The sequence below is a fragment of the Rhodococcus sp. JS3073 genome, assembly GCF_026810085.1.
GTDB classification, from domain to species: Bacteria; Actinomycetota; Actinomycetes; order Mycobacteriales; family Mycobacteriaceae; genus Rhodococcus_F; species Rhodococcus_F wratislaviensis.
In genome coordinates, this window is sequence record NZ_CP113951.1 from 6,635,503 (window position 1) to 6,656,382 (window position 20,880).

The 20,880-nt window shown below is 67.2% G+C and carries 20 protein-coding genes and 1 pseudogene; 16 read left to right on the plus strand and 5 right to left on the minus strand.

All coding sequences use genetic code 11. The features are described 5' to 3' along the window. The first annotated feature begins 46 nt into the window (after window positions 1–46). Together OYT95_RS30100 and OYT95_RS30105 are read left to right on the plus strand one after the other, a co-directional pair. Complete coding sequence (locus OYT95_RS30100) at window positions 47–1,003, plus strand: TauD/TfdA dioxygenase family protein (protein ID WP_112298783.1); 957 nt, start codon at window positions 47–49, stop codon at window positions 1,001–1,003. A 74-nt stretch (window positions 1,004–1,077) separates the two neighbouring features. Beyond that, the gene (locus OYT95_RS30105; protein ID WP_268789867.1) at window positions 1,078–1,560 is read left to right on the plus strand and encodes a TauD/TfdA dioxygenase family protein; all 483 of its coding nucleotides are present in this window, start codon (window positions 1,078–1,080) and stop codon (window positions 1,558–1,560) included. Between the two features lie 21 nt (window positions 1,561–1,581). Here the strand turns inward: OYT95_RS30105 and OYT95_RS30110 are convergent, their stop codons facing one another. Beyond that, a complete protein-coding gene (locus tag OYT95_RS30110) occupies window positions 1,582–2,409 on the minus strand; it encodes an alpha/beta fold hydrolase (protein ID WP_174484651.1) in 828 nt (275 codons plus the stop codon). A 245-nt stretch (window positions 2,410–2,654) separates the two neighbouring features. Here OYT95_RS30110 and OYT95_RS30115 point away from each other — a divergent pair, with 245 nt between their 5' ends. Then, complete coding sequence (locus OYT95_RS30115; RefSeq protein WP_112298779.1) at window positions 2,655–3,239, plus strand: C40 family peptidase; 585 nt, start codon at window positions 2,655–2,657, stop codon at window positions 3,237–3,239. 70 nt (window positions 3,240–3,309) lie between these two features. Here OYT95_RS30115 and OYT95_RS30120 read toward each other — a convergent pair whose 3' ends face one another. Together OYT95_RS30120 and OYT95_RS30125 are read right to left on the minus strand one after the other, a co-directional pair. Continuing rightward, on the minus strand, window positions 3,310–4,899 hold the full coding sequence (locus tag OYT95_RS30120; RefSeq protein WP_268789868.1) for a GMC family oxidoreductase: 1,590 nt from the start codon (window positions 4,897–4,899) through the stop codon (window positions 3,310–3,312). A gap of 48 nt (window positions 4,900–4,947) precedes the next feature. Further along, on the minus strand, window positions 4,948–6,693 hold the full coding sequence (locus OYT95_RS30125) for an aldehyde dehydrogenase family protein (protein WP_268789869.1): 1,746 nt from the start codon (window positions 6,691–6,693) through the stop codon (window positions 4,948–4,950). Window positions 6,694–6,891: 198 nt separating this feature from the next. Here OYT95_RS30125 and OYT95_RS30130 point away from each other — a divergent pair, with 198 nt between their 5' ends. The 3 genes from OYT95_RS30130 to OYT95_RS30140 all read left to right on the plus strand — a co-directional run bounded on the left by OYT95_RS30130 (window position 6,892) and on the right by OYT95_RS30140 (window position 11,433). After that, a complete protein-coding gene (locus OYT95_RS30130) occupies window positions 6,892–8,073 on the plus strand; it encodes a PucR family transcriptional regulator (protein WP_037226868.1) in 1,182 nt (393 codons plus the stop codon). A gap of 115 nt (window positions 8,074–8,188) precedes the next feature. After that, a complete protein-coding gene (locus tag OYT95_RS30135; protein WP_268789870.1) occupies window positions 8,189–10,132 on the plus strand; it encodes an acyl-CoA thioesterase/bile acid-CoA:amino acid N-acyltransferase family protein in 1,944 nt (647 codons plus the stop codon). After that, window positions 10,132–11,433: a glutamine synthetase family protein gene (locus OYT95_RS30140; protein ID WP_112298775.1), complete on the plus strand. Its 1,302-nt coding sequence runs from the start codon at window positions 10,132–10,134 to the stop codon at window positions 11,431–11,433. The genes OYT95_RS30135 and OYT95_RS30140 overlap by 1 nt, the downstream gene beginning before the upstream one ends. Here OYT95_RS30140 and OYT95_RS30145 read toward each other — a convergent pair whose 3' ends face one another. Then, on the minus strand, window positions 11,434–12,654 hold the full coding sequence (locus OYT95_RS30145) for a fatty acid desaturase family protein (RefSeq protein ID WP_037226872.1): 1,221 nt from the start codon (window positions 12,652–12,654) through the stop codon (window positions 11,434–11,436). It lies immediately after the preceding gene. 173 nt (window positions 12,655–12,827) lie between these two features. Here OYT95_RS30145 and OYT95_RS30150 point away from each other — a divergent pair, with 173 nt between their 5' ends. The 6 genes and pseudogenes from OYT95_RS30150 (at window position 12,828) to OYT95_RS30175 (ending at window position 17,850) form a co-directional block, all read left to right on the plus strand. After that, window positions 12,828–13,253, plus strand: a complete 426-nt coding sequence (locus OYT95_RS30150; protein ID WP_328286516.1) for a hypothetical protein — start codon at window positions 12,828–12,830, stop codon at window positions 13,251–13,253. Continuing rightward, complete coding sequence (locus OYT95_RS30155; protein WP_268789872.1) at window positions 13,250–15,601, plus strand: WXG100 family type VII secretion target; 2,352 nt, start codon at window positions 13,250–13,252, stop codon at window positions 15,599–15,601. The genes OYT95_RS30150 and OYT95_RS30155 overlap by 4 nt, the downstream gene beginning before the upstream one ends. Then, complete coding sequence (locus OYT95_RS30160) at window positions 15,598–16,353, plus strand: hypothetical protein (protein WP_268789873.1); 756 nt, start codon at window positions 15,598–15,600, stop codon at window positions 16,351–16,353. Before OYT95_RS30155 ends, OYT95_RS30160 begins: the two co-directional genes overlap by 4 nt. Before the next feature lie 100 nt (window positions 16,354–16,453). Next, window positions 16,454–16,934: pseudogene (locus OYT95_RS30165) on the plus strand (MaoC/PaaZ C-terminal domain-containing protein). Between the two features lie 95 nt (window positions 16,935–17,029). Then, entirely contained in the window at window positions 17,030–17,350 is a 321-nt protein-coding gene (locus tag OYT95_RS30170) for a hypothetical protein (protein WP_112298771.1), read from the plus strand. Window positions 17,351–17,517: 167 nt separating this feature from the next. Next, the gene (locus OYT95_RS30175; RefSeq protein ID WP_037226877.1) at window positions 17,518–17,850 is read left to right on the plus strand and encodes a hypothetical protein; all 333 of its coding nucleotides are present in this window, start codon (window positions 17,518–17,520) and stop codon (window positions 17,848–17,850) included. Window positions 17,851–17,904: 54 nt separating this feature from the next. Here OYT95_RS30175 and OYT95_RS30180 read toward each other — a convergent pair whose 3' ends face one another. Continuing rightward, a complete protein-coding gene (locus tag OYT95_RS30180) occupies window positions 17,905–18,267 on the minus strand; it encodes a VOC family protein (RefSeq protein WP_112298897.1) in 363 nt (120 codons plus the stop codon). A gap of 120 nt (window positions 18,268–18,387) precedes the next feature. Here OYT95_RS30180 and OYT95_RS30185 point away from each other — a divergent pair, with 120 nt between their 5' ends. The 4 genes from OYT95_RS30185 (at window position 18,388) to OYT95_RS30200 (ending at window position 20,876) form a co-directional block, all read left to right on the plus strand. Further along, window positions 18,388–19,344, plus strand: a complete 957-nt coding sequence (locus OYT95_RS30185; RefSeq protein WP_268789874.1) for an ADP-ribosylglycohydrolase family protein — start codon at window positions 18,388–18,390, stop codon at window positions 19,342–19,344. Window positions 19,345–19,367: 23 nt separating this feature from the next. Continuing rightward, complete coding sequence (locus tag OYT95_RS30190) at window positions 19,368–19,526, plus strand: hypothetical protein (RefSeq protein WP_245973459.1); 159 nt, start codon at window positions 19,368–19,370, stop codon at window positions 19,524–19,526. A gap of 174 nt (window positions 19,527–19,700) precedes the next feature. Further along, a complete protein-coding gene (locus OYT95_RS30195) occupies window positions 19,701–20,402 on the plus strand; it encodes an alpha/beta fold hydrolase (protein WP_037226880.1) in 702 nt (233 codons plus the stop codon). A gap of 33 nt (window positions 20,403–20,435) precedes the next feature. After that, complete coding sequence (locus tag OYT95_RS30200; RefSeq protein WP_009474406.1) at window positions 20,436–20,876, plus strand: SRPBCC family protein; 441 nt, start codon at window positions 20,436–20,438, stop codon at window positions 20,874–20,876. The last annotated feature ends 4 nt before the right edge of the window (window positions 20,877–20,880 follow it).

Genomic DNA, 20,880 nt, shown 5'->3' on the forward strand with positions numbered 1-20,880 from the left:
GATGATGATCGCGACGTATCGATTCAGCCCGAAACCAGGAGTACTCATGACACTCACCACCGCCGCGCCCGCGAACTCGGATCAGACCGCCGACACCGCGCTCGAGGTCCGTCCCGTCGCCGGGCACATCGGCGCCGAGATCTCCGGAATCGACCTCCGGAAAGAACTGGCCGACAACGAGGTAGCGCAGGTACGCGACGCCCTGCACCGCTACAAGGTCGTGTTCTTCCGCGACCAGGAGATCGGGCACGCCGAACAGATCGCGTTCTCGCGGAAGTTCGGGGACGTGACGCCGTCGCATCCGTACGACGACGAAGCCCCCGAAGGTTTCCCGCAGATCCTCGCCGTCGACAGCCGCAAGTACGAGAAGCGCTTCGGGCGCAAGAAGTACAGCTACGACAACAAGTGGCACACCGATGTCACCGCGCTGATCAACCCGCCTGCCGGCACGATCCTGCGCGCACACATCGTCCCGGAACAGGGCGGCGACACCCAGTGGACGAACCTCGTCGCCGCATACGAGGGTCTGCCGGACTCGCTGAAGGGCCTCGTCGACGGGCTCCGTGCCGAGCACCGGTTCGGTGGACGGCACCCGCAGTGGGCCGAGGACAGCAGCTACGCCCAGAAGACGCGGGAGAACCCGCTCGTCACCGAACACCCGGTGGTCCGCGTGCACCCGGTGACGGGGGAGCGGGCACTGTTCGTGACGCCCGGTTTCACCAGCCGCATTGTCGGGGTCTCGCCGTCGCAGAGCGACCGCCTGCTGGACCTGCTGTTCGCCGAGGTGACGAATCCCGCGTACACGGTGCGGTTCCGCTGGGCGCCGGGCAGCCTCGCGTTCTGGGACAACCGTGCCACCGCCCACCTCGCGCCTACCGACCTCGACCACCTCGACGTCACCCGCGTCCTCTACCGCACCACCCTCGAGGGCGACGTTCCCGTCGGCCCCGACGGCAAGGAGTCCACCTCCATCGCCGGTGCGGCCTTCCGCGGCGAGAAGTAGGCGCTAGGCGCCCGTGCGCGGTTGGCGAGTCTCTGGACTCGTCGGCCGCGCACAGAACCAAGGAGACAACAGAAATGACAGTTATCGACGACCGTCCCGGTGTCGCTACCGAGCTCCGCATCGCCCCCATCGCCGGCTACATCGGCGCCGAGGTCGGTGTGGATCTCGCGGGTGACCTGGACGAGGCCACCGCTGCACGACTGCGGCAGGCGTTGCTCGACCACAAGGTGCTGTTCTTCCGCGACCAGCCTCTCGACCACGCGGCGCAGATCCGGTTCTCCCGTCACTTCGGGAAGGTGACGCCCGCCCACCCGTACGACTACAACGCCCCCGAGGGCTACCCGGAAATCCTGGAGGTGGACAGCCGCAAGTACGCGGCCCGCGGCGGCGCCCGCAAGTACAGCTACGCGAACTTCTGGCACACCGACGTCTCGGCGCTGGTGAACCCGCCGGCGATCACGTTTCTGCGGTCGGAACTGGTGCCGGACGTCGGGGGTGACACCACCTGGACCAATCTCGCTGCGGAGGCGGCTCCGCCGCCCGTGCGTGGTTTGTGAGTCTCTGGACTCGTCAACCACTCACGGGCTGCGGAGTGACCGGCGGACGGCGTCGGCGAAGGACGTCGGGTCGTGGATCAGCCAGCCGTGACCGCCTGTCACGGTGAGGACGGGCGGATTGCGGAGTGCCTTCCGCATCGACTCGAAACTGGCGAGTGGAATCGTCCGGTCCCCGCGACCCCAGACGAGGGACACCGGTAGGCCCCGGTCGGCGAGGACGCCCAGTTCGTGGCGCAGGTCCGCCCGTCTCGCCAGGTGTGCCGTGCGCCACACCGCTCCCGGATCCCGCAGCGTGTTGGGCAGGAAACCGTTGACGAGCGACGCCGTCGTGTGGGCGATGGTCCGGATCGACAGCGCCTCACCCAGCGCCGACGCGCCCCAGTCCCACAGTGGCCGCTCGCCGATGGGCCGGATTCCCCAGCCGTCGGACGACCAGGCGCCACCGCCGACCGAGTTGACGAGCACCAGGCGCGCGACCCGCTCCGGGAGGTCGTGGGCGGTCTGAATGGCGACGCCCCCGCCGAAGGAGTGGCCGACCAGTGTCACCGGCTCGCTGATTCCCGCGTCGTCGAGGAACCGTCCCAACCAGGCCGCGTAACCGGCGAAGGTCCGGGCCTCGGGCGGATGGTCAGGAGTTCCGCCGAATCCGGGCAGCGTCGGAGTGACGACGCGATGCCCCTGCTGGGCGAGCATCGACAGGCTGTGGCCGTACACCCGCGGGGTGAGCCCCCAGCCGTGCAGGAAGACGACGGGCGAGCCACGCCCCACGACAGTGAGGGGCGCGGCGTCCGCACCTGCGGGTTCCCCGAAGATCTCGGGTTCTGAGTTCTGGATCAGTGACACGCACAACAGCGTGGACGACGCGCATGCCTCCGGTAACGGGCCGAATTGCCTGAAGGCATACCTGTTTTTGACGTTTCGTGACGGACCGGTCGGTTCGAGATCGGATTGTTATATACCTGGATTGCGAAAACAGGTATGTGTATGGGCCATTCGGCCGTTGTCCGCTGAGTCCGTGACCGGGATGTTATCTAACGTCTCGTCCGAGCGGCACCGATGTCGCCGGATTCTCATGAATCGAAGGACTCAGCTCAATGGCCAAGCATAGATTGCGTCGGGGCAATCGTCTGCAGTTTTCGACCGGCGGTCTTCTGATCGCCGCCGGTGTGGGAGTGGGAGCGTTTCTGCTTCCCGTTGCTCCCGCTGCAGCGGAGCCGATCACGATCCCAGGTATTGGGACGTTCGAGGTACCAGGCATACCACCAGTGCCTCCGGCTCCGGCTCCGAACCCAGGGCCCCTCCCGGGACCCCTGCCTGCCCCGCCGGCGTTGCCGTCCACGCACGGCACGCAGGCTCTCGCGGCTGCCGAATCGAAGATCGGATCGCCGTACGTCTGGGGTGCCACCGGGCCGAACGCCTTCGATTGCTCGGGTCTGGTCCAGTGGGCGTACAAGCAGGCGGGCATCTCGGTGCCCCGCACCACCTACGACCAGGTGAACGGGGGAACACCCGTCGACAAGGGCAGCCTGCAGCCGGGTGACCTCGTCCTGTTCAACGGGGCGCAGCACGTCGGGCTCTACGCCGGGAACGGCACGGTCGTCCACGCGCCCACCTCCGGGCAGCCCGTGAAGCAGGCGCCCCTCGATTCGATGCCGTTCTACGCGGCGCGCCGGTACTAGGCGGCTCCGCCGCCCGTGCGTGGTTAACGAGTCTCTGCACTCGCAAACCACGCACGGGGCGCGAAGCGCCCTACGAGTTGCGGATCAGATCCGACGCCCGCTCACCGATGAGGACGGAGGGTGCGTGGGTGTGCCCGCGGATGATGGCGGGCATGATCGACGCGTCGGCGACGCGCAGTTTGTCGACCCCTCGGACCCGCAGGTCGGGCGTGACGACACTCGCGTCGTCGTTGCCCATCCGGCACGTCCCGACCGGGTGGTAGAGCGTGTGGGCATTCTCCTGCAGCGCCCGGTCGAGGATCTCGTCGAGTGGCGTGCTCGGCGTGACCGCCGGGCGAATCATGTTGCCGAGCCGCGACTTCAGCGCCGGCGCCGATGCGAGGGCGTCGCACAGGCGCAGTCCTTCGAGCATCGCCCGCCGGTCGACTCCGCCGCTGTCGCTGAGGTAGCGGGGATCGATGATCGGCTTGCCGAGGGGGTCCGCCGACTGCAGTGAGATCTCGCCTCGACTCTCGGGTTTCAGGAGGATGGTGCCGATGACCGCGGCGTGACCGGTCGCCGGGATGAGGCCCTCGTCGAAGAACGGCGCCGGCCCGAAGATCATCTCGAGGTCGGGCAGTGCCAGATCGTCACGACTGCGCGTGAAACCGTACGCCTCGGCGACATTCGACGTGAGCATGCCCCGGCGACGGGTCAGGTAGTTGAGCAGCTCGGGGACCTTCTCCGCGGCGAACAGCGAATCCGAGTCGACGCTGTAGCCGAGGAACGACACCAGGTGATCGAGCAGATTCTTCCCGACCTCCGGCAGGTGCTGCTGCACTGCGATTCCGTGCTCACGCAGTTGTGTCTCGTCGCCGATCCCCGACAGCATGAGGAGTTGCGGGGAGTTGATCGCCCCGCCGGCGAGGATCACTTCCTTCGCGGCGCGGATGGTGCGTCGCACCCCGTCCTTCTCGTACTCGACGCCGACGGCCGCGGAACCCTCGAACAGAACCCGGGTGGCGTGGGCGCCGGTGAGGACGGTCAGATTCTTCCGTTTCAGCGCCGGCCGGAGGTAGGCGTCGGCCGTACTCCACCGCGCGCCCCGCTTCTGGGTGACCATGGTCTGTGAGAAGCCCTCGGGGCGAGTGGTGTTCGCCCGCTCGACGGGGTAGCCGGTCTCCTCGGCCGCCGCGAGGAACGACCCGGTGAGCGCGCGGGGGCTCCGCTGGTGCGAGACGACGATCGGTCCGCCGGTTCCGCTGTCGGCGTCCGACGCGTCCTGCACGTCCTCGATGCGGCGGAAGTACTTGACCACTTCCTTGAACGACCAGGAGTCGTCGGTGAGTTCGGCCCACTCGTCGTAGTCGGCGGCGAATCCACGCACCCACATCATCGCGTTCATCGAGGACGAGCCGCCGAGCATCTTGCCACGCGGCCAGTAGATCGTCCGCCCGCCGAGCCCGGGTTGCGGCTCGGTCAGGTAGTCCCAATCCATCTCACTGCGAAACAGTTTCGAGAACGCGGCGGGGATGTGCGCGAACTTGTCCTTGTCCTCACCACCGGCCTCGAGGACCACGACCGCGCTGCCGGAGTCGGCGCTGAGCCGGTCGGCCAGCACGGCACCTGCCGAACCCGACCCCACGATCACGTAGTCGGCCACAGACAGTTCCTGATTCATCGTTCATCTCCACTTCGACGGGGGTGAGGGATCGAGGACACGCAACCCTCATCCACGCAGCGCGGACGCGAAGATCGCCGGCAGCCGGGTCCATGAGGGTGCACCGGCAAATCCTGTCAGCAATCGGCCCGTCGTGGCGGCGGTTCGGTTGGTGACGAACCACGGGGGCTTGGGCGAGATGGACATCTCACGGTTCAGGATCGACCGCGGCGACGGACGGAACGGGCCCCGGACGATGGTGCGCTCCGGACGGTCGATGAGGAGGGCGTTGTGCACCACGCCGATGCCGCTCTGAACGTCGTTCAACGTGTGGCCGGGGAAGGCCCCCCAGGTCGCGGTGGCGGTGAGGTACCCGACGCCGGTCCACGCGTTCACGGCGATGGTCCCGTACTGCAGGCTCTCGAGCAGCGAGTCGAACTCCGCGCCGAGGTCGCGGATGGTCTGCGGGGCAGCGACGATGTTGACCCCCAGCGTTCCGACGAAGTCCTCGTTCACGAGGTCGGCGGCCTGTTGCGCGAACGCGGCGCCCGCGTGGGGGAGGTCGATCACGCCGAGTACCGGAGCGAAGTACTCGGTCTGCAGGAGCGGGGCGTAGGCGCCGGGCTCGAGATCGGTGACCAGGACGCGTCCGCCGTTCTCGCCCAGACGCGCGGCGGTGGGGAACGACGCGGTGGCGCCGGCGACCCGGGAGTCGCTGCCGGGGTAGTACGCGGGGCGGTCCGGTGCCGTGTCGAGGGCCTCCTTCAGGGCTGCCACGAACTCGTCGCGCTGCTTCCACTCGGACGACACGACTACCGCCTGCGCCGCGACGCAGTTGTAGCCGCCGTTGTGGAGTCGTTGCGTCGCAATGTGTTCGGCCTGGAACTTGATGTCGGCGCGGCTCCACTCGCCGGGCAGCACGATGGTGGGCGACACGCCGCCGAGCTCACTGGAGATGGCCTTGCCGAGCATGGGCTCGTTCGCAGCCTTGCGCCGCGCGCCCTCCTCGCCGGTCCCGAACACGATCGCGTCGTGGGTGAGCGCGCTGCCCGTCATGTGCACGTGGTCGACGAGGTCGTGGTGCACCAGATACGTCCCGACCTCCGCGCCGCCGGTCAGCAATCGGACCGCGCCGATGGAGATGAGCGGTTCGAGTACACGCGTCAGCACGGGCAGCAGGCGGTCGGTGATGGGGTTGAGCTTGAGTGCGACGACGCGATTGTGTGCGATCAGTTCGTACAGGGTGTCGAGCGGGGCGATCGACGTGATGTTGCCGGCGCCCAGGACCACGCCGATGCCCTGCGTCCGCGACGGGTCGCGCTGGGCGAGGCCGGCGTCGCGCTGTGCCGTCGCACGATCGATTCCCGGCTGCAGCCACACGTCCGCGCTGAATCCGCTGAGCAGCAGCTTGTCGAAGATGTTCAGGGGCAGCACCTTGACGGTCGTGCGGCCGCCGGGGGCGGTGCCGAACGTGGCGCCGTCCAGAGGGCTGGTCCCGGCTTCGAGTTTCGCCAGGCTCGCGGACAGCGCCGCGGTGCCGGTGGCCAGCGGGTACGGCCCGGACATCCATTCCTCGCCGACCAGCGGCGACTTCGGGTCGAGCCCCTTGATCGCGACCGCGGCGTCCACCCAGTCGGCGGCGTACTGCACGGTGAGGTCGTGCACCTTGTCGAGGAGTGTCCGGCGATCGGCGAGGGCGAGGTCGGCCCAGGTCTTCTCGCCCTCGGCGAGGTCGGCGAGGGCGGCATCGACCTCCGGATGCGGGGAGGCCGCGTCGGGGGTGTTGGAGGTGGCCTCGGGTTCTGAAGTGCTCACTGTGGACAGCTCCGCTCGGGTCGAGTACATGAAGGACCGCGCCGCAGAAACGAAAAACTACTGTGGCGTAGAACACTGATTCTCGTCCCAGTTCCGGGCGCCGCGCCATAGGCAGCGGCTGTCAATGTGAACATACGGGCTATGCCGTCGCACAAAAAGGGGATGGCGCGGACCACGTCCGGTGGATAGTCTTGCCGGATGACTGTCAGCTCGGATGTCGCGCCGTCGCCCACCGAAGTTCTGGGATCGATGCTGGAGTCCGTGGATCAGTTGTCCGAGCAACTCGTCTCGCGCATCCTGTCGGCCGAGCACGGCTACGTGGAGGCGACGCTCCTCACTCCCGAACAGTTGTACGCGGCATGCGTCGACAACCTGACGGCGATGCTGGGCAACCTCGCGGGCAGTGCGCCGATCCGGCTCGAGGCGGCGCGGGCAGCCGGACAGTTGAAGGCCGAACAGGGTGTGCCGCTCGCGGCGCTGCTCCACGCGTTCCGGCTCGGCGGCCGCCTGATCTGGGACGAACTGATGGACCGCTCGGAGGGCCGGGCCACCAACGCCCTGCTCGACATGGCCGCCCAGGTGTGGGCTCTCGTGGACGTCTACTCGGACAGCGCCGCGGAGGCATACCGGGAAACCGCCGACCTGCGGGCCCGCGAGGACGCCGAGTCGCGGGGCCGCCTGATCAGAACCCTGTTCGGTGACCACGCTGCCAACCCGGCCGGCGCCGCCGACGCGCTCCGCACGTTCCGGATTCCGGAGAACAGCACGTTCCTCGTCGTGTCCGTCGAAGCGGCGTCGTCCCCGTCCGCCGCGGACGTCGTGCAGTCGGACCTTCGCGGTGTGGGTGTCGACTCGGTGTGGGACACGGAGGTCGACGGCCGGATCGGACTGCTGTGGGCCGCCACCGCCGAGGTACTCGATTCCGCACTGGACCTCCTCGGCCGCACCGGTCACGGACGGATCGGGGTCAGCTCGGTGTTCGGGCGTCCCGGTGGGACGAGCCGGGCCGTCGAGCAGGCGCGGATCGCCCGTCGCTGCGCGGGACACGGTGGATGCACCCTCACCCGCTACGAGTCGGTGCCGGTGTCGCTGCTACTCGTCAGCGTTCCCGACGCCGGCAAGCTCGCGTCGAGCCAGATCCTCGGACCGGTGCTGGCCCTGCCCGCGGAGGAGCAGGAGAGCCTGCTGGCCACGCTCGACGCCTGGTTCTCCTGTCGTGGCTCCACCACCGCGGCGGCCACCCAACTGCACTACCACCGCAACACCGTCCTGTACCGGTTGCGCAGAATCCACACCCTCACGGGACGCGATTTCTCCGACCCCATCGACGCCGCCGAACTGTACGTCGGTCTGCGGGCGCATCAGCTGCTCGGTGCGTGACCTGAGCGGCGCACCCTCGGCTCGGTGAATCCGGCCCCCGCGCCCGCCCGAGGGCCGACAATATGTGTGGGTCGGCCGTCGTCCGCTCGGGTTTGCCGAGCAGTGGGGCAGTGCAATGGGATTCATCATCGGATTCGCACCGTGGATCGTCTACTGGATTCTGGTGGGCAACACCGGATTCGTCGCTGCCGTCGCGATCGCATTCGGCATCGCGGCGGCGGGTCAGGTGCTGCAACGGTTACGGGGCGAGCCCTGGCGGACCCTCGAGGTCGGCACTGTCGCCGTCTTCGCGCTACTGCTGATCGCGGCACTCACCCTGGACGACGCCGTCCTCGAACGCTGGCTGCAGCCGGTCGGCAACTTCGGGTTGTTCGCGATCGCCGCGGTGGGCGTCCTGATCGGGAGGCCGTTCGTGCGCGAGTACGCGGCGGCCACCGTGGACGCCCGGACGGCGGCGAGCGGCGGATTCCGGTACATCACCACGGCGATGACGTGGATGTGGGTGGCCGCGTTCGGGCTGATGACCGTGTTCTCGCTGATCCCGCCGATCGTCGACGGCGACGCCACCATGCGCGACGCCGGCGACACCCTGTCCGTCGTCTGTTACTGGGTGCTGTCGTTCACCCTCATGGGCGTCGCGGGCCTGGTGTCCGCGGTGTTCCCCGGATGGTTCGAGAAGCGGTCGCAGCTTCTGGAGACGCAATCTTCGGCGGAGCCCGCGGTCACCGAGCAGCCCGCGCCGGCCGCGGACGTGTCGGCGGGGTCCCTCGAACTCGACGTTCCGGCGTCGTCGCGTCACGACGAGGCATTCTCCCTGATCGTCCGCGGCGCCCGGCCCGGATCGTCCGTGACCGTCCGCACCACCGGGACCGACCTGTTCGGTGGGCAGTGGCTATCGGAGGCCACGTTCACCGTTTCCGCCGACGGGATCGTCGACGTCGCCGAACAGGTTCCGGACCACGGTGACTGGAATGTCGCGGACGCCGACGCCCCGCTGTGGGCAATGCGTTTCGTGTCCGAAGACCGGGTCCCCGACCTCTTCGTACCGCCACCCGACGCCTGGCTGGTCACCGTCGAGGCGAGCACTCCGGACGGAACGTCGCGGCGGACGGTGACGCGTCACGTGAGCGCCCCTGGAGTGTCCGTTCACCCATTGGATATCGGCGGTCGGCCCGCCCTGCTCGCGCTGCCCGCCGGCGACGCCCCCAGCGGCGGGTGGCCGGGCGTCGACTGCTTCGGCGGCTCGGAGGGCGGCGTCGACTCCCAACGTCCCACCATCGGGATGCTCGCCGCCAACGGGTATGCCGCACTGGCCTATTCGTGGGTGGACGAATCGGACACCGACGCGACGCTGGTCAACGTTCCGCTCGAGCGGTTCGCGTCCGCGGTCGGGGCGCTGGGTGCGCAGCCGACGGTGGACGCGAACCGCCTGACCGCGATGGCCATCTCGCGCGGTGCGGAGGGCCTGCTGGCGTCCGCCTGCGTCGGCGAACTTCCCGTTGCCGGGCTGATCCTGATCAGTCCGAGTTCGGTGTCGTGGCAGGCGATCGGCCCCGACGGCGAGATCGCCGACACCGCGTCGTGGACGTGGAACGGCGGGCCCGTGCCGTGGGCGCCGCTGCCGGGTGGGGTGCTGATGCCGCAGCTGATCCGCAACGCGTGGCGGGCGCACCACGACCTCGCCGCGCACCGGCCGAGCCTGCTGCGTCTTGCCGCCGCCTACCGGTCCGGGCTCGCGGCGGCACCGGTCGACGCGACGCTGCGGTCCGAGCAGGCGACCGCGTCGGTGCTGTGTCTGACCGGCGCCGACGACCAGTTGTGGCCGTCGGGCGAGATGGCCACGGCACTTCTCGGTCTCCGGTCCGACGACCGCGACGAACACCGGACGTTCGACGGCGCCGGCCACCTCCTTCGTCTCGGAATGTTCCCCGCCGACGCGCAGTGGACCGGCGGCATTGCATTCGGTGGCGGGGGCGCAGGTCAGGGCCGGGCCCAGCGCGAAGCGGTGCACAGCGTGCTCGGCTTCCTCGCGCGGACCGCCGCAGTGGCGAGGGCCTGATGCGCGGCGCAGAGGACGGCTTCGGCCACTCGGACCGCATCGTCGGCTCGATCGTCGACATGGCCGGAGTCTCGCGGGCGAAGGTGCTGCCGATCTCGAGACTGTCCACCTTCGTCGACTCCGGTGCCGGCGCATCGCCGAGCTGGACTGTGTTCTGCGTCGACGGCCACCTCGCGTTCACACCGTCCTTCTCCGTCGGGGGCGACCTCCGTCTGCGTATCGACGGCGACGACGTGCGAGACCTGGGCAACGGCACGTACTGGGCGCCGGCGTGTCTGACCGAGCAGGACGGGACGCCGTCGCTCGCCTGCGCCCGGGGTGCGCTGCGGCGGGCGGCGACGCGGTTGGCGGAATCCGGGCTGACCGCACGAATCGGCCACGAGGTCGAGTTCACCCTGTTCGATGCGGCGACAGTCGAAGAATGGTCCGCGTACGGCCTGAATGCCGTTCTCACACAGGAAGAATTCCTCGAGCGACTGCTCGCGGCGGCGTCGACGGCGGAACTGCCGATCGAACAGGTCCACGCCGAGGCCGGGCTCAACCAGTTCGAGGTGTCGCTCGCCCCCGCGGATCCCGTCACGGCGGCCGACAACTCGGTGCTGGCCCGCGCCCTGATCAGCCGGGTCGCGCGTGCCCAGGGGCTGCGGGCGTCGTTCTCACCCATGCCCGTCGCGGGCGGAGCGGGAAACGGTGCCCATCAGCACGTGTCGATGTTCGAGGGTGACCTGCCGATCCTGTCGGGAGGCCCGGGCCCGCACGGGCTGACTCCCGCCGGTGGCGCCGCGGTCGCCGGGATTCTGCGGGCCCTGCCCGAGTTCACCGCCGTACTCGCCGGGTCGGCGCTGTCTCACCTGCGGTTGCGCCCGGGAATGTGGGCGGGGGTATTCCGCTGCTGGGGGCTGGAAAACCGCGAGGCAGCCGTCCGCCTCTGCGCGGCCACCGCCGGGAACCCACACGGCGCGAACCTCGAGATCAAACCCATCGACCCGTCCGCGAACCCGTATCTGAGCAGCGCCGCCATTCTCGGCGCCGCCCACGACGGCATCGCCGCCGCGCTTCCCCTCCCGGACGAGGTGTCGGTCGACCCCGCCGAACTGACCGAAGGCCACGCCGTCGATCTCCTCCCGACCCTGCCGTCCGACGTGCTCGGAGCGTTCCGATCGTCGGCGCTCGCGCGGGACCTGTTCGGCCCGCTGATCATGGAAGCCCTGGCGGCGGTCAAAGGGTACGAGCACGCCGAATACCGGGACAAACCCGTCGACGAGGTCGCGCAACGCTTCCGGTACGCGTGGACGTCCTAGTCAGTTACGGATCATCGCCAGCGCCGTGCGCAGCCCGCGCCGCTTCCCGGTCGCGGGGTCGACCCCGAATACTTCCTTCATCCCACCGCGGATGCGGAATCGCAGTTCCGACGCCGTCTCCGGTGCGTCGTCCGCGGACGCCGACAGGAAGCGGTTGGGCAGCGCGAGCTTGAAGATGGTGCGCAGGGTGAGTCCGTACTGGTGGGGGAGCGAACCCGTCGTATACGGGAGGTCGTACTTGTCGCACAGTTCCCGCATCTTCACACCGATCTCGGCGTAACGGTTACTGGGCAGGTCCGGGAACGCATGGTGCTCGATCTGGTAGCAGAGGTTGCCGCTCATGAACGCCAGCACCGGGCCGGCGTTGAAGTTGGCAGAGCCCAGCATCTGCCGCAGATACCACTCGGCCTTGGTCTCCTTCTCGAACTCCTCCTTCGTGAACTTCTCCGCGCCGTCCGGGAAGTGGCCGCAGAAGATCACGCCGTACGCCCACAGGTTGCGGATCACGTTGGCGGTGATGTTCGCCGTCAGCGTGCTCTTCCATGCGGGACCTGTCAGTGCCGGGAACACCACGTAGTCCTTGCCGACCTGCCGCGCGATCTTGCGTCCCACCTCCTTCGCGTTGCGGAGGGTTTCGGCGCGGTCGTAATCGCCGCGCCGGATACTCTCCACGTCCAGGTGGTGCAGCGCGACGCCCCATTCGAACAGCAACGCCAGCAGCACGTTGTAGAACGGCTGCGCCAGGTACACCGGCGACCACTTCTGGTCGCGGGTCATGCGCAGGATCCCGTACCCGACGTCGCTGTCGAGACCCACGATGTTGGTGAACTTGTGGTGGACGTAGTTGTGCGAGTGCTTCCACCCCGAGGACGGGCACGTGTTGTCCCACTCCCAGTTCGACGAGTGGATCTCGGGATCATTCATCCAATCCCATTGGCCGTGAATGACATTGTGGCCGAGTTCCATGTTCTCGATGATCTTCGCCGCACCCATCAAGGCGGTACCCAGGATCCACGCCGGTCTCTTCCGGCTACCGAACAGGACGACCCTGCCCGCGATCGCCAGCGACCGCTGCAGTTTGATCGTCCGGTCGATGTACCGGGCGTCGCGGGCGCCGCGGGACTCCTCGATGTCGGCCCGGATCGCATCGAGTTCCGCGCCCAGCGCCTCCACATCCGCCTCGGTGAGGTGGCTGTATTCCTTGATATCGGTGATGGCCATCTGGTCTCGATACCCGGTTCACCCGATTCTCAATCTGCGAATCCGCCCAACCGTTGCGCAACCGTGTTGTGGTCACACGTCCGTGTGAGGGCGTCCGCTATTCTCTCCACGGTCGCCGAGCGTGTCGGTGACCCGGGTCCGGGGGTGGATCTCGATGCGGATATCAGGGGGAGATGTCGATGTCAGAGGGCGATATGACGTGGCCGGAAAGTGTCATTGCGTCGCTGGACGGGACCGGTGCGACGCAGCCGCAGCTGGCTGCCGTCCCCGGGCTGCCGCCGGTGCTCGGTGGAACGGACGTCGCGGTCGTCAAGGTGAACCCCGACATGCTGCGGGCGATGTCCAGCGCGCTGGGTGCCATCGCGCGTGAGGTCGAGGCGTTGGGTGGCCGGCGAAGCTTCGAGCATGCGGTCCAGGCCGTCGAGGGGTCCGACACCGCGGCGGCCTGCCAGGACGCCGGCGACATCCTCGCGTCCGCACTGGGCGTCGCCGCCAGTCGCATCGACGAGATGGCGTTCATCGCGGGTGACGGGGCCGAGAACTACGAGGTCACCGACACGTCGTTCGCGTCTCAGCTGTCGGCGATGGGGGAGCTGTGATTCCGCGGAGGTCGCAACTGCATGTCTGGAACCCGCGGGACCTGACACTGGCGGGCGAGGAAATCGGACGGACCGCCGAGGACACGCGGACCCGGGCGGACGACGTCCAGCGTGCTGTCGCGGATCTGGGTCGGCACGACGACTGGCGCGGTCCGGCGCAGGCCGCCGCCGAGCACCGAGCGAACAGTGAGAGGGCGGAAATCCGCCGGCTCGCAGATGATCTGGAGGATCTGTCGAACGCGCTCGTGGGTGGGGCCGATCGCCTCGGCCATGCGCGGGACTACGTCGCCACCGTGATCGACAAGGCGGCAACCGACGGATTCACCGTGTCCGACGACTGGCAGATCGTCAGCCCGCCCACGACGATGAGCGAGGCCGAAGCCGCCGAGCATGCCGAGCTGATGGAGTACTGGCGCAGCCAACTCGGTGGAGCGCTGACGGAACTCGACAACGCCGATCGGGACATGGCGACGACGATTCGGGACGCGCTCGGCGCCGTGGCGGCGAGTGCCCCGGCCTCCGCGGGGCTGTCCGGACACGAGGGCACCGCGTTGGGCGAGCAGGTCGCGCGCGGCGGTTCCGACATTCCGCAGGACGTGCGTGACCGTGTTGCCCGGGAGATCGCGGCCGCGGGCCTCACCCCCGAACAGGTGAAGACACTGGCCGACGGCGGCAAGGTCACCGATCTGCCACAGGGAACGATCGACTTCCTGCAGCAGTTCTATACGGCGGCCGGCAAGGACGGCTTCCTCGCACTGTCCGAGCAGTACAGCGAGAACGGACGCACCGAGGCTGCGAGCGCACTGTCCAACGGCCTCGCCGCGGTGTCGAACTACAACGTCGGCAGTGCCAGCGGTGACGTCGGCGGCCAGAGCCACATCCCGGAAAGCCTTCGGGGACTGTTCGAGGGCCCGGTGACGTCCACCGGCAACCTCACGAAGGGCGCACACGACGCCCCGCAACCGTCATTGGTCGTCAACAACGGCGACGACCTGGCACGCTTCACCAAGGCGTTCGGTCTCGCGGACCCGGGCGTCCAGCAGGGCAGTGAGCTGAGCGAGAGCCTCCTCACCCGTGCCGGCGAGATCGCCTCGGCCACCAACGACAAGAGTCTCCTGATCGGGGACTCGTTCGACCACAACGCTCTGGGCCGCGACGGTGTCGACACCCTCCTGCAGGACATGGTCGGGGTCGGTGGCCGCGACCACGTCGCCGTCCACAACATCCTGTCCGCTGACGGCATGCCGGCCGACTACAATCGCGACGACGTCATCATGCCCCTGCTCCAACGTGATTGGGCCGACGGCGGCGAACAGAACGTCGCCGGGATGTTCGACTGGATCGCCGACGACGCCAGGCCCTCCGACCCGTCCGATCCCGGAGAAGTATTCCGGTCGACACAAGCCGGCGAATCCGCATTCGGACTCGCACAAATCCTTGCCGCGAAAGACGCCGAGCTACTCGACATCCCGGGAATGAACGGCCAGGCAATCGGTGAGGTGAACCCCAAAATCACGCAGGCGTTGGGCACGACGCTCGCACCCTACATCGGCAACATGGTGGGGGTGCCCGGCGAGTTCACCGGAACCAATGCGTTCACCGGCCAAACAGGCCATGAGTACCTCCGACTGGAGGATGCGCCGAGGATATTCTCGGTGATCGACTCCAATGCCGAAGGCGCCTCGTATTTCAATGCGCAAGCCTTGGGGTTGTCAGCCCAGTTGGAGCAGGCTTGGGCGGTCGACGGCCAGACGCCGCAGGATCCCCACTACCAGTACGGGACGTGGGCGGGCAATCTTCAAGGCGTAGTGGACAAGGGGCTCGACCTCGAGTTCGCCGACCGGCTCGGCGACGAAACATCCCAGAACGCTGCTGGTTTCGAGAGCAAGGGCGTTGCATACGACACCATCAGAACAGTGATCAGCAAAGGCGTCGAGTTCATTCCCGTAGCCGGCCCTCTGATTTCGAGTGGTATCGATCTCGCCGACCCGTCGTTCAAGAGCGCGGTCATGGGATCCATACCTGACAGCACACTGCAGGCGAACGATGATCTCGCAGACAGTGCGTTGTTGGCGAATCAGTATTACCAGATTGGATTAGGCCTTCAGGCCGCAAATGGCGGAGCACTGGATCCGTACTCAGCACTTGATGACTTCCGCGACGGATCGGACGGACCACTGCTTTCATACGAACAGCTCGCAGACGATAACCCGCATCAAAGCCTCCCCCAGCTGCAATCAGGATTGGCGGGTTACATGACCGACACCGGTGTGCGCGGCCTCGGCAATTTCATCGATGCATTGAATGCCGGGCGCGATCAGGTGAAGGACATGAGGTACGGGCAGTGAAGGGGCTGCTCGGGCTGTGGGTCGCCGTTGTGCTGGCTGTATCGGCCTGCGGACCGGAGCATCCAAGCGAACCGCCGGGGCCGTCGACAACGGTCGGCATGCAGTACGCGGTCCCCGGCAACACCGATTACAACTACCGTTGGTCGGCGGATCCAGGCATCAACTTGCTCACGCCAGAGGCAACAGCTGTCAGGGCCTATGTGGAGTCGTATTACTTGACAGTCAGGGCACTCGCGACGTCGGCGGGCTATCCAGGATTCACGAAAGCCGTCGACGAGCGTCTTCGAGTGGACTATGGCTATCCCGATCAGCTGAAGAAGAGCGAGTTCGTTGGGACGCAATTTCAGCATTTGTTGTGGATGAGTCCAACGGAGCGTGGTTGGCTTGCGACGGTATGTACGGGCGACTACTCCGTAATGAGAATCGATGAGGACGGAAAGTATTACAACGTTGGCTCGACCAACGTGCATGCAGAAACGGTCGAGATGATGGCTCCCGACTTCACAGGTTCGAGTGCGGACGCCTCACTTCCCGCGGAGGGGCCCGAGCGGGCTCCAGAGGTAGATGTGTTCAGGGGTTGGAAACTCATCGACCACGTGAAGTCGGCTCGCAGTCAGGATGCGTTCCTTCAGTGTCGTTCGCGGGTGCCCGATCCTCCGGAGAATCGCCCGAGGAAACGCGACCTCCCACACGAGACCCCCTACCCGACGCTTGCTCCGTATCCGGGCTGGCCGCGCTACGACGAGAACTGAGGAGCACCTTCCCACCGTCGGCGGAAGGGCGCTGTCACCGCCGCCCTCGCACGGTCATATCCTCGACTGCAGCCTCCGTGTTCGGTGGAGGCTTGAGCGAATGATCGGACGGTTTGGTAGTGGACAGCAAATGTGACGTCGTTTATGCGGACGACCTCCGGGTGGGCGAGAAGTTCGAGCTGGGCTCGTACACGGTGACCGAGGAGGAGCTGGTCGAGTTCGCGGGGCAGTGGGATCCGCAGTCGTTCCACATCGACCGTGAATCTGCAGATAGTGGCTATTTCGGTGGGCTCATCGCGAGTGGTGTGCACACGATCGCGATATGTCAGCGGCTGTCGGCGACGACTCTTTATGCAGGGTGGAGCGTCATTGCGGGGGCTCGGATGCGCGACGTCAACTTCCTCCGGCCGGTGAAGCCGGGCGACGTGCTCACCGGAAAGCTGGTTGTCGAGGATGTGGTGCCGGACGATCGTGGACGGGCTTTGGTGACCGTCGCGGCGGAGATTCTCAACGGGTCGGGCCGGCAGGTCCTCACCTCGGTGACGGAGATGTACATGCGCTGCCGCCCGGAAACCGACTGATCGTCGAAATTCTTGGACGAAAAACTCTCTTCGAGGATTGTTTTCCGGGTTTCTGGGTACCGCCCCGAGAGGCCATGTAACCAACGGAGGCAGTCATGAGAATGGGCAGGAGAGTGGCCGCGGTGGCAGTATTCGCGGCTTCGATCGGATTGGGAGCATCCGGTGTCGCCTGGGGCGGCAGTCTCGACTCGGCGGTGCCGGTGCGTCGGCCGGACGTCATTCAACCGATGCCACCCGGGTTCCCGCAGAACGGTCCGATCGGATGCGACGACTGGGCGGAACCCTACGAGAACAATGTGCCGCAGTGGGGCACCGATCCGTACAACCAGTTCGACAACTGGTGCGACGGTCCCGAGGACGGCATTCAAACGCAGCCGCCGGTCAATGACCAGCAGGGCCGGACGGTCAATCCCTGATTCGACGGTGAGTGTCTGCACGAGGCACGGGGCCGTCGTGTAGCCCGGTCGTGAGCTGAAACCGACCGCCCGTCAAATTTCATTCACGAAATTCGTCCGTCGAGGATTGTTTACGTTGTCTTTGGGTATTGCCCTTAGGCAGCGTTATTCACCTATGGGAGGCAACGATGAAGGTCGGCTTGAGATTGGCTGCGGTCGCTGTGTTCGCGGCCTCGATCGGTTTGGGAACATCCGGTGTCGCCTGGGGTGACGCGCTCGACTCGGCAGTCGTACCGGTGCGCGCACCGGACACGGTTGCACCACTGCCTCCTGGTGTTCCGCCGACCGGTCCGGCCGGTTGCGACGACTGGGCGGAACCGTACGAGAACAACGTCCCGGCGTGGGGCGCTGAACCGTACAACCAGTACGACAATTGGTGCGACGGACCCGAGGACGGTCTGCCGCAACCGGCCACGTACAGCGGTGACGAGGGCGGAGGCGACTCGCCGAACGAGCCGTAACCGACCGATCCGAATCAGCGCGCCCCGGGAGTCTCCGTTCCGGGGCGCGCTGATTCAGTTGCCGGCGGGCGGTTCGTGCAGTCCGAAGGCGGAACCCTGGTCGTCGTGGCACAGCTTGAATCGCCCGAATTTCGCCACCGACTCCGTGTCGTCGCCAAGGTCGACGGCGTCGACGGTGCCCCCCAGCGCCAGTACGTGCTCGACGGCAGTGTCGAGGTCCGGTACCCGGAAGAAGATGTAGGGGCCGGCGCCCTCGTCGCCGCCATGGATCCCGCCCGGGACGTTCGGGGTGGTGATCGAGTAACCCGAGCCGCCGGGTCCGGACTCGAATTCCCAGCCGAACAACGCCGAGTAGAACTTTCGGCCCTGCTCCGTGTTGGCCACACCCAATTCGAAGAACGACAATTCGCCCGACATGAGCACTCCTCCGTCGACAGTGTCCCCGTGACGCTACGCCGAGATGCCGTCACACATAAGGCTTGCGCGTTAGATCAATCATGCTCTAACCTTTGAGCAAATTCGATCCAAGGGGGCTTTGTGGAATTGACCGAACGCCAGACCGACCGGGCCGCAGGAGTATTGATCGCCGCCGCTGCGGGCGATGCTCTCGGGGCAGGGTACGAATTCACCACCCCGGCTGCCGAAACGGTGATCGACATGGTCGGGGGTGGGATGTTCGACTGGGCGCCGGGGGAGTGGACCGACGACACGTCGATGGCCGTCGCCATCGCGGAGGTGGCCGCGACCGGTGTCGACATCGGTCAGGGCGCCGGACTGGATGCCGTTGCTGCACAGTTCGTTCGGTGGATCGATTCGAATCCGCCGGATGTCGGCAACCAGACGCGCGCCGTGCTGTCGGTCCGCGACGGCTCGGCGGCGGCCATGCAGGGGCGGGCACGAAGTATCACGGGGAGAAAGGGTGGCAACGGTTCGCTGATGCGCACGGCACCCGTCGCGCTGGCATATCTCGACGACGCCGAGGCGTGCGTCGAGGCCGCGTACCAGATCGGCGCCCTCACCCACGACGACCGGCGCGCCGGCGAGGCGTGTCAGCTGTGGTCCTACGCGATCCGGCACGCGGTGCTGTTCGGGACGTTCGACGGGGTGCGGGAATACCTGCAGGTCGCGCCGGCCGGTGTCGGCGAATACTGGGGACCCTTGCTCGACCAGGCGGAGCGCGGCACACCCGCCGAGTTCCCGAAGAACGGCTGGGTGGTCCACGCCCTGCAGACGGCGTGGTGGGCGATCACGGGTGCCGACGATTCGGGACCGCAGCAGCTTCGGTTCGCCCTCGAACGAGCCGTCCGCGCGGGCAATGACACCGACACCACTGCGGCGATCGCGGGTGGACTGCTCGGTGCCCGATGGGGTGCCTCTGCGGTCCCGGACCGGTGGCGGCGGATGTTGCACGGCTGGCCCGGATATTCCGCCGAGGACCTGGAGCGGCTGGCGGTGGGCGCTGTCCGGAAGGGTGCACCGGCCGACCGGTGCTGAGCATGAAGGTCATTCGTACGTGAGTGGCGCAGCGTGCCGGGGTGCACATCGCCACTCACGTGCGGGGAGCTGCGTCAGGCCGCCAACTCGTCGGCGATCTCGATGTCGATTTCCTGTTCGGTCATTCCGCCGAAGAGATGGTTGGTGAACATGTCAGCTCAGTTCTCGAAAATTGTGATTGATCCCGGCACGGTCGGACTTTCTTGTCCGATCTACTGGGTGTATCGGCGGCCGGAGCTGTTCCGTTTCAGGACCCGCAGGTGAGTGGCAAAGTGTGTTCGGGCGCGCATTGCCGCACACGTAGCGCTTAGGCTCGACTCGACCGTTCGTGTCCCGGAAACAGGAGATGAGACGAGATGCCCGCAACCTTCGTTCTGCTGCCCGGCGCCGGCTCGGACTCGTGGTACTGGCACCGCGTCGCACCGATCCTGGAGGGAAGCGGGCACTCGGTGATCGCCGTCGACCTTCCGTACGGCGACGACGCGGCGGGGCAGTACGAGTTCGCCGACGTCGTCGTGGACGCGGTCGAGGACGTCGAGGGGTCGATCGTGCTGGTCGCGCAGTCCATGTCCGCGTTCACCGCGGCGATCGTCTGTCAGCGCGGCGAGGTCGACGTCGACCTGCTGGTTCTCCTGGCACCCATGCTGCCCGCGCCGGGGGAGGCACCCGGGCAGTGGTGGGAGACCACCGGACAGCCGGAGGCGAAACGGGCGTTCGCCGTGCTGGAGGGCCGCGACCCCGACGCGCCCGACGACCTGCGGGCGTTGTTCTTCCACGACGTGCCCGACGACGTCACCGAGGAGGCGTTCAGCCAGGAGGAGCCCGTCGTGTCGAACACCCCGTTCGAGACGGTGTGGCAGGCGGACGCGTGGCCGCACGTGAAGACGCGGGTCGTCGCCGGGAGGCGCGATCGGCTCTTCCCGCTCGACTTCATGCAGCGGATCGTCCGGGAGCGACTGGGCATCGCACCGGAGGTCATCGACACGGGCCATCTGGCGGCACTCGCGCGCCCCGGCGAACTTGCTGCCATGCTGGAGCGCTACGCGTCCGAACTGTAGGGCATGTAGATCCGACGAGAAGGAGAGCAATCGATGGCGTTGTCGGTATCGGGCGAGTTCGAGATCGAGGCGCCCCAGGACCAGGTGATGGCGGCGCTGGCGGACGTCGAACGGATCCCGGAGTGGTCGGCGGTGCACAAGAAGGTGGTCGTCGAGTCCCGATTCGACGACGGACGCCCCCGCACCGTGCGGATGACGCTCGCCGTCCTCGGCGTCGCGGACACTCAGCTGGCCGAGCACAAGTGGCTCGGGGACGAGCAGATGTCGTGGACGCTCCTCGAGAGCGAGAAGCAGAAGTGCCAGGAGGGGGAGTACCGGCTGACCCCTACTGCGCGCGGGACGTCGGTGCACCTCACGATGTCGGTCGAGCCGAAGGTGTGGGTGCCGAAGTCCGTGCTGCGTCAGGGGCAGAAGCAGGCCGTGCGCCTGATCCGCAAGGGATTCACCAAGTTCGTACTCGAGAACTACGTCTGACGAG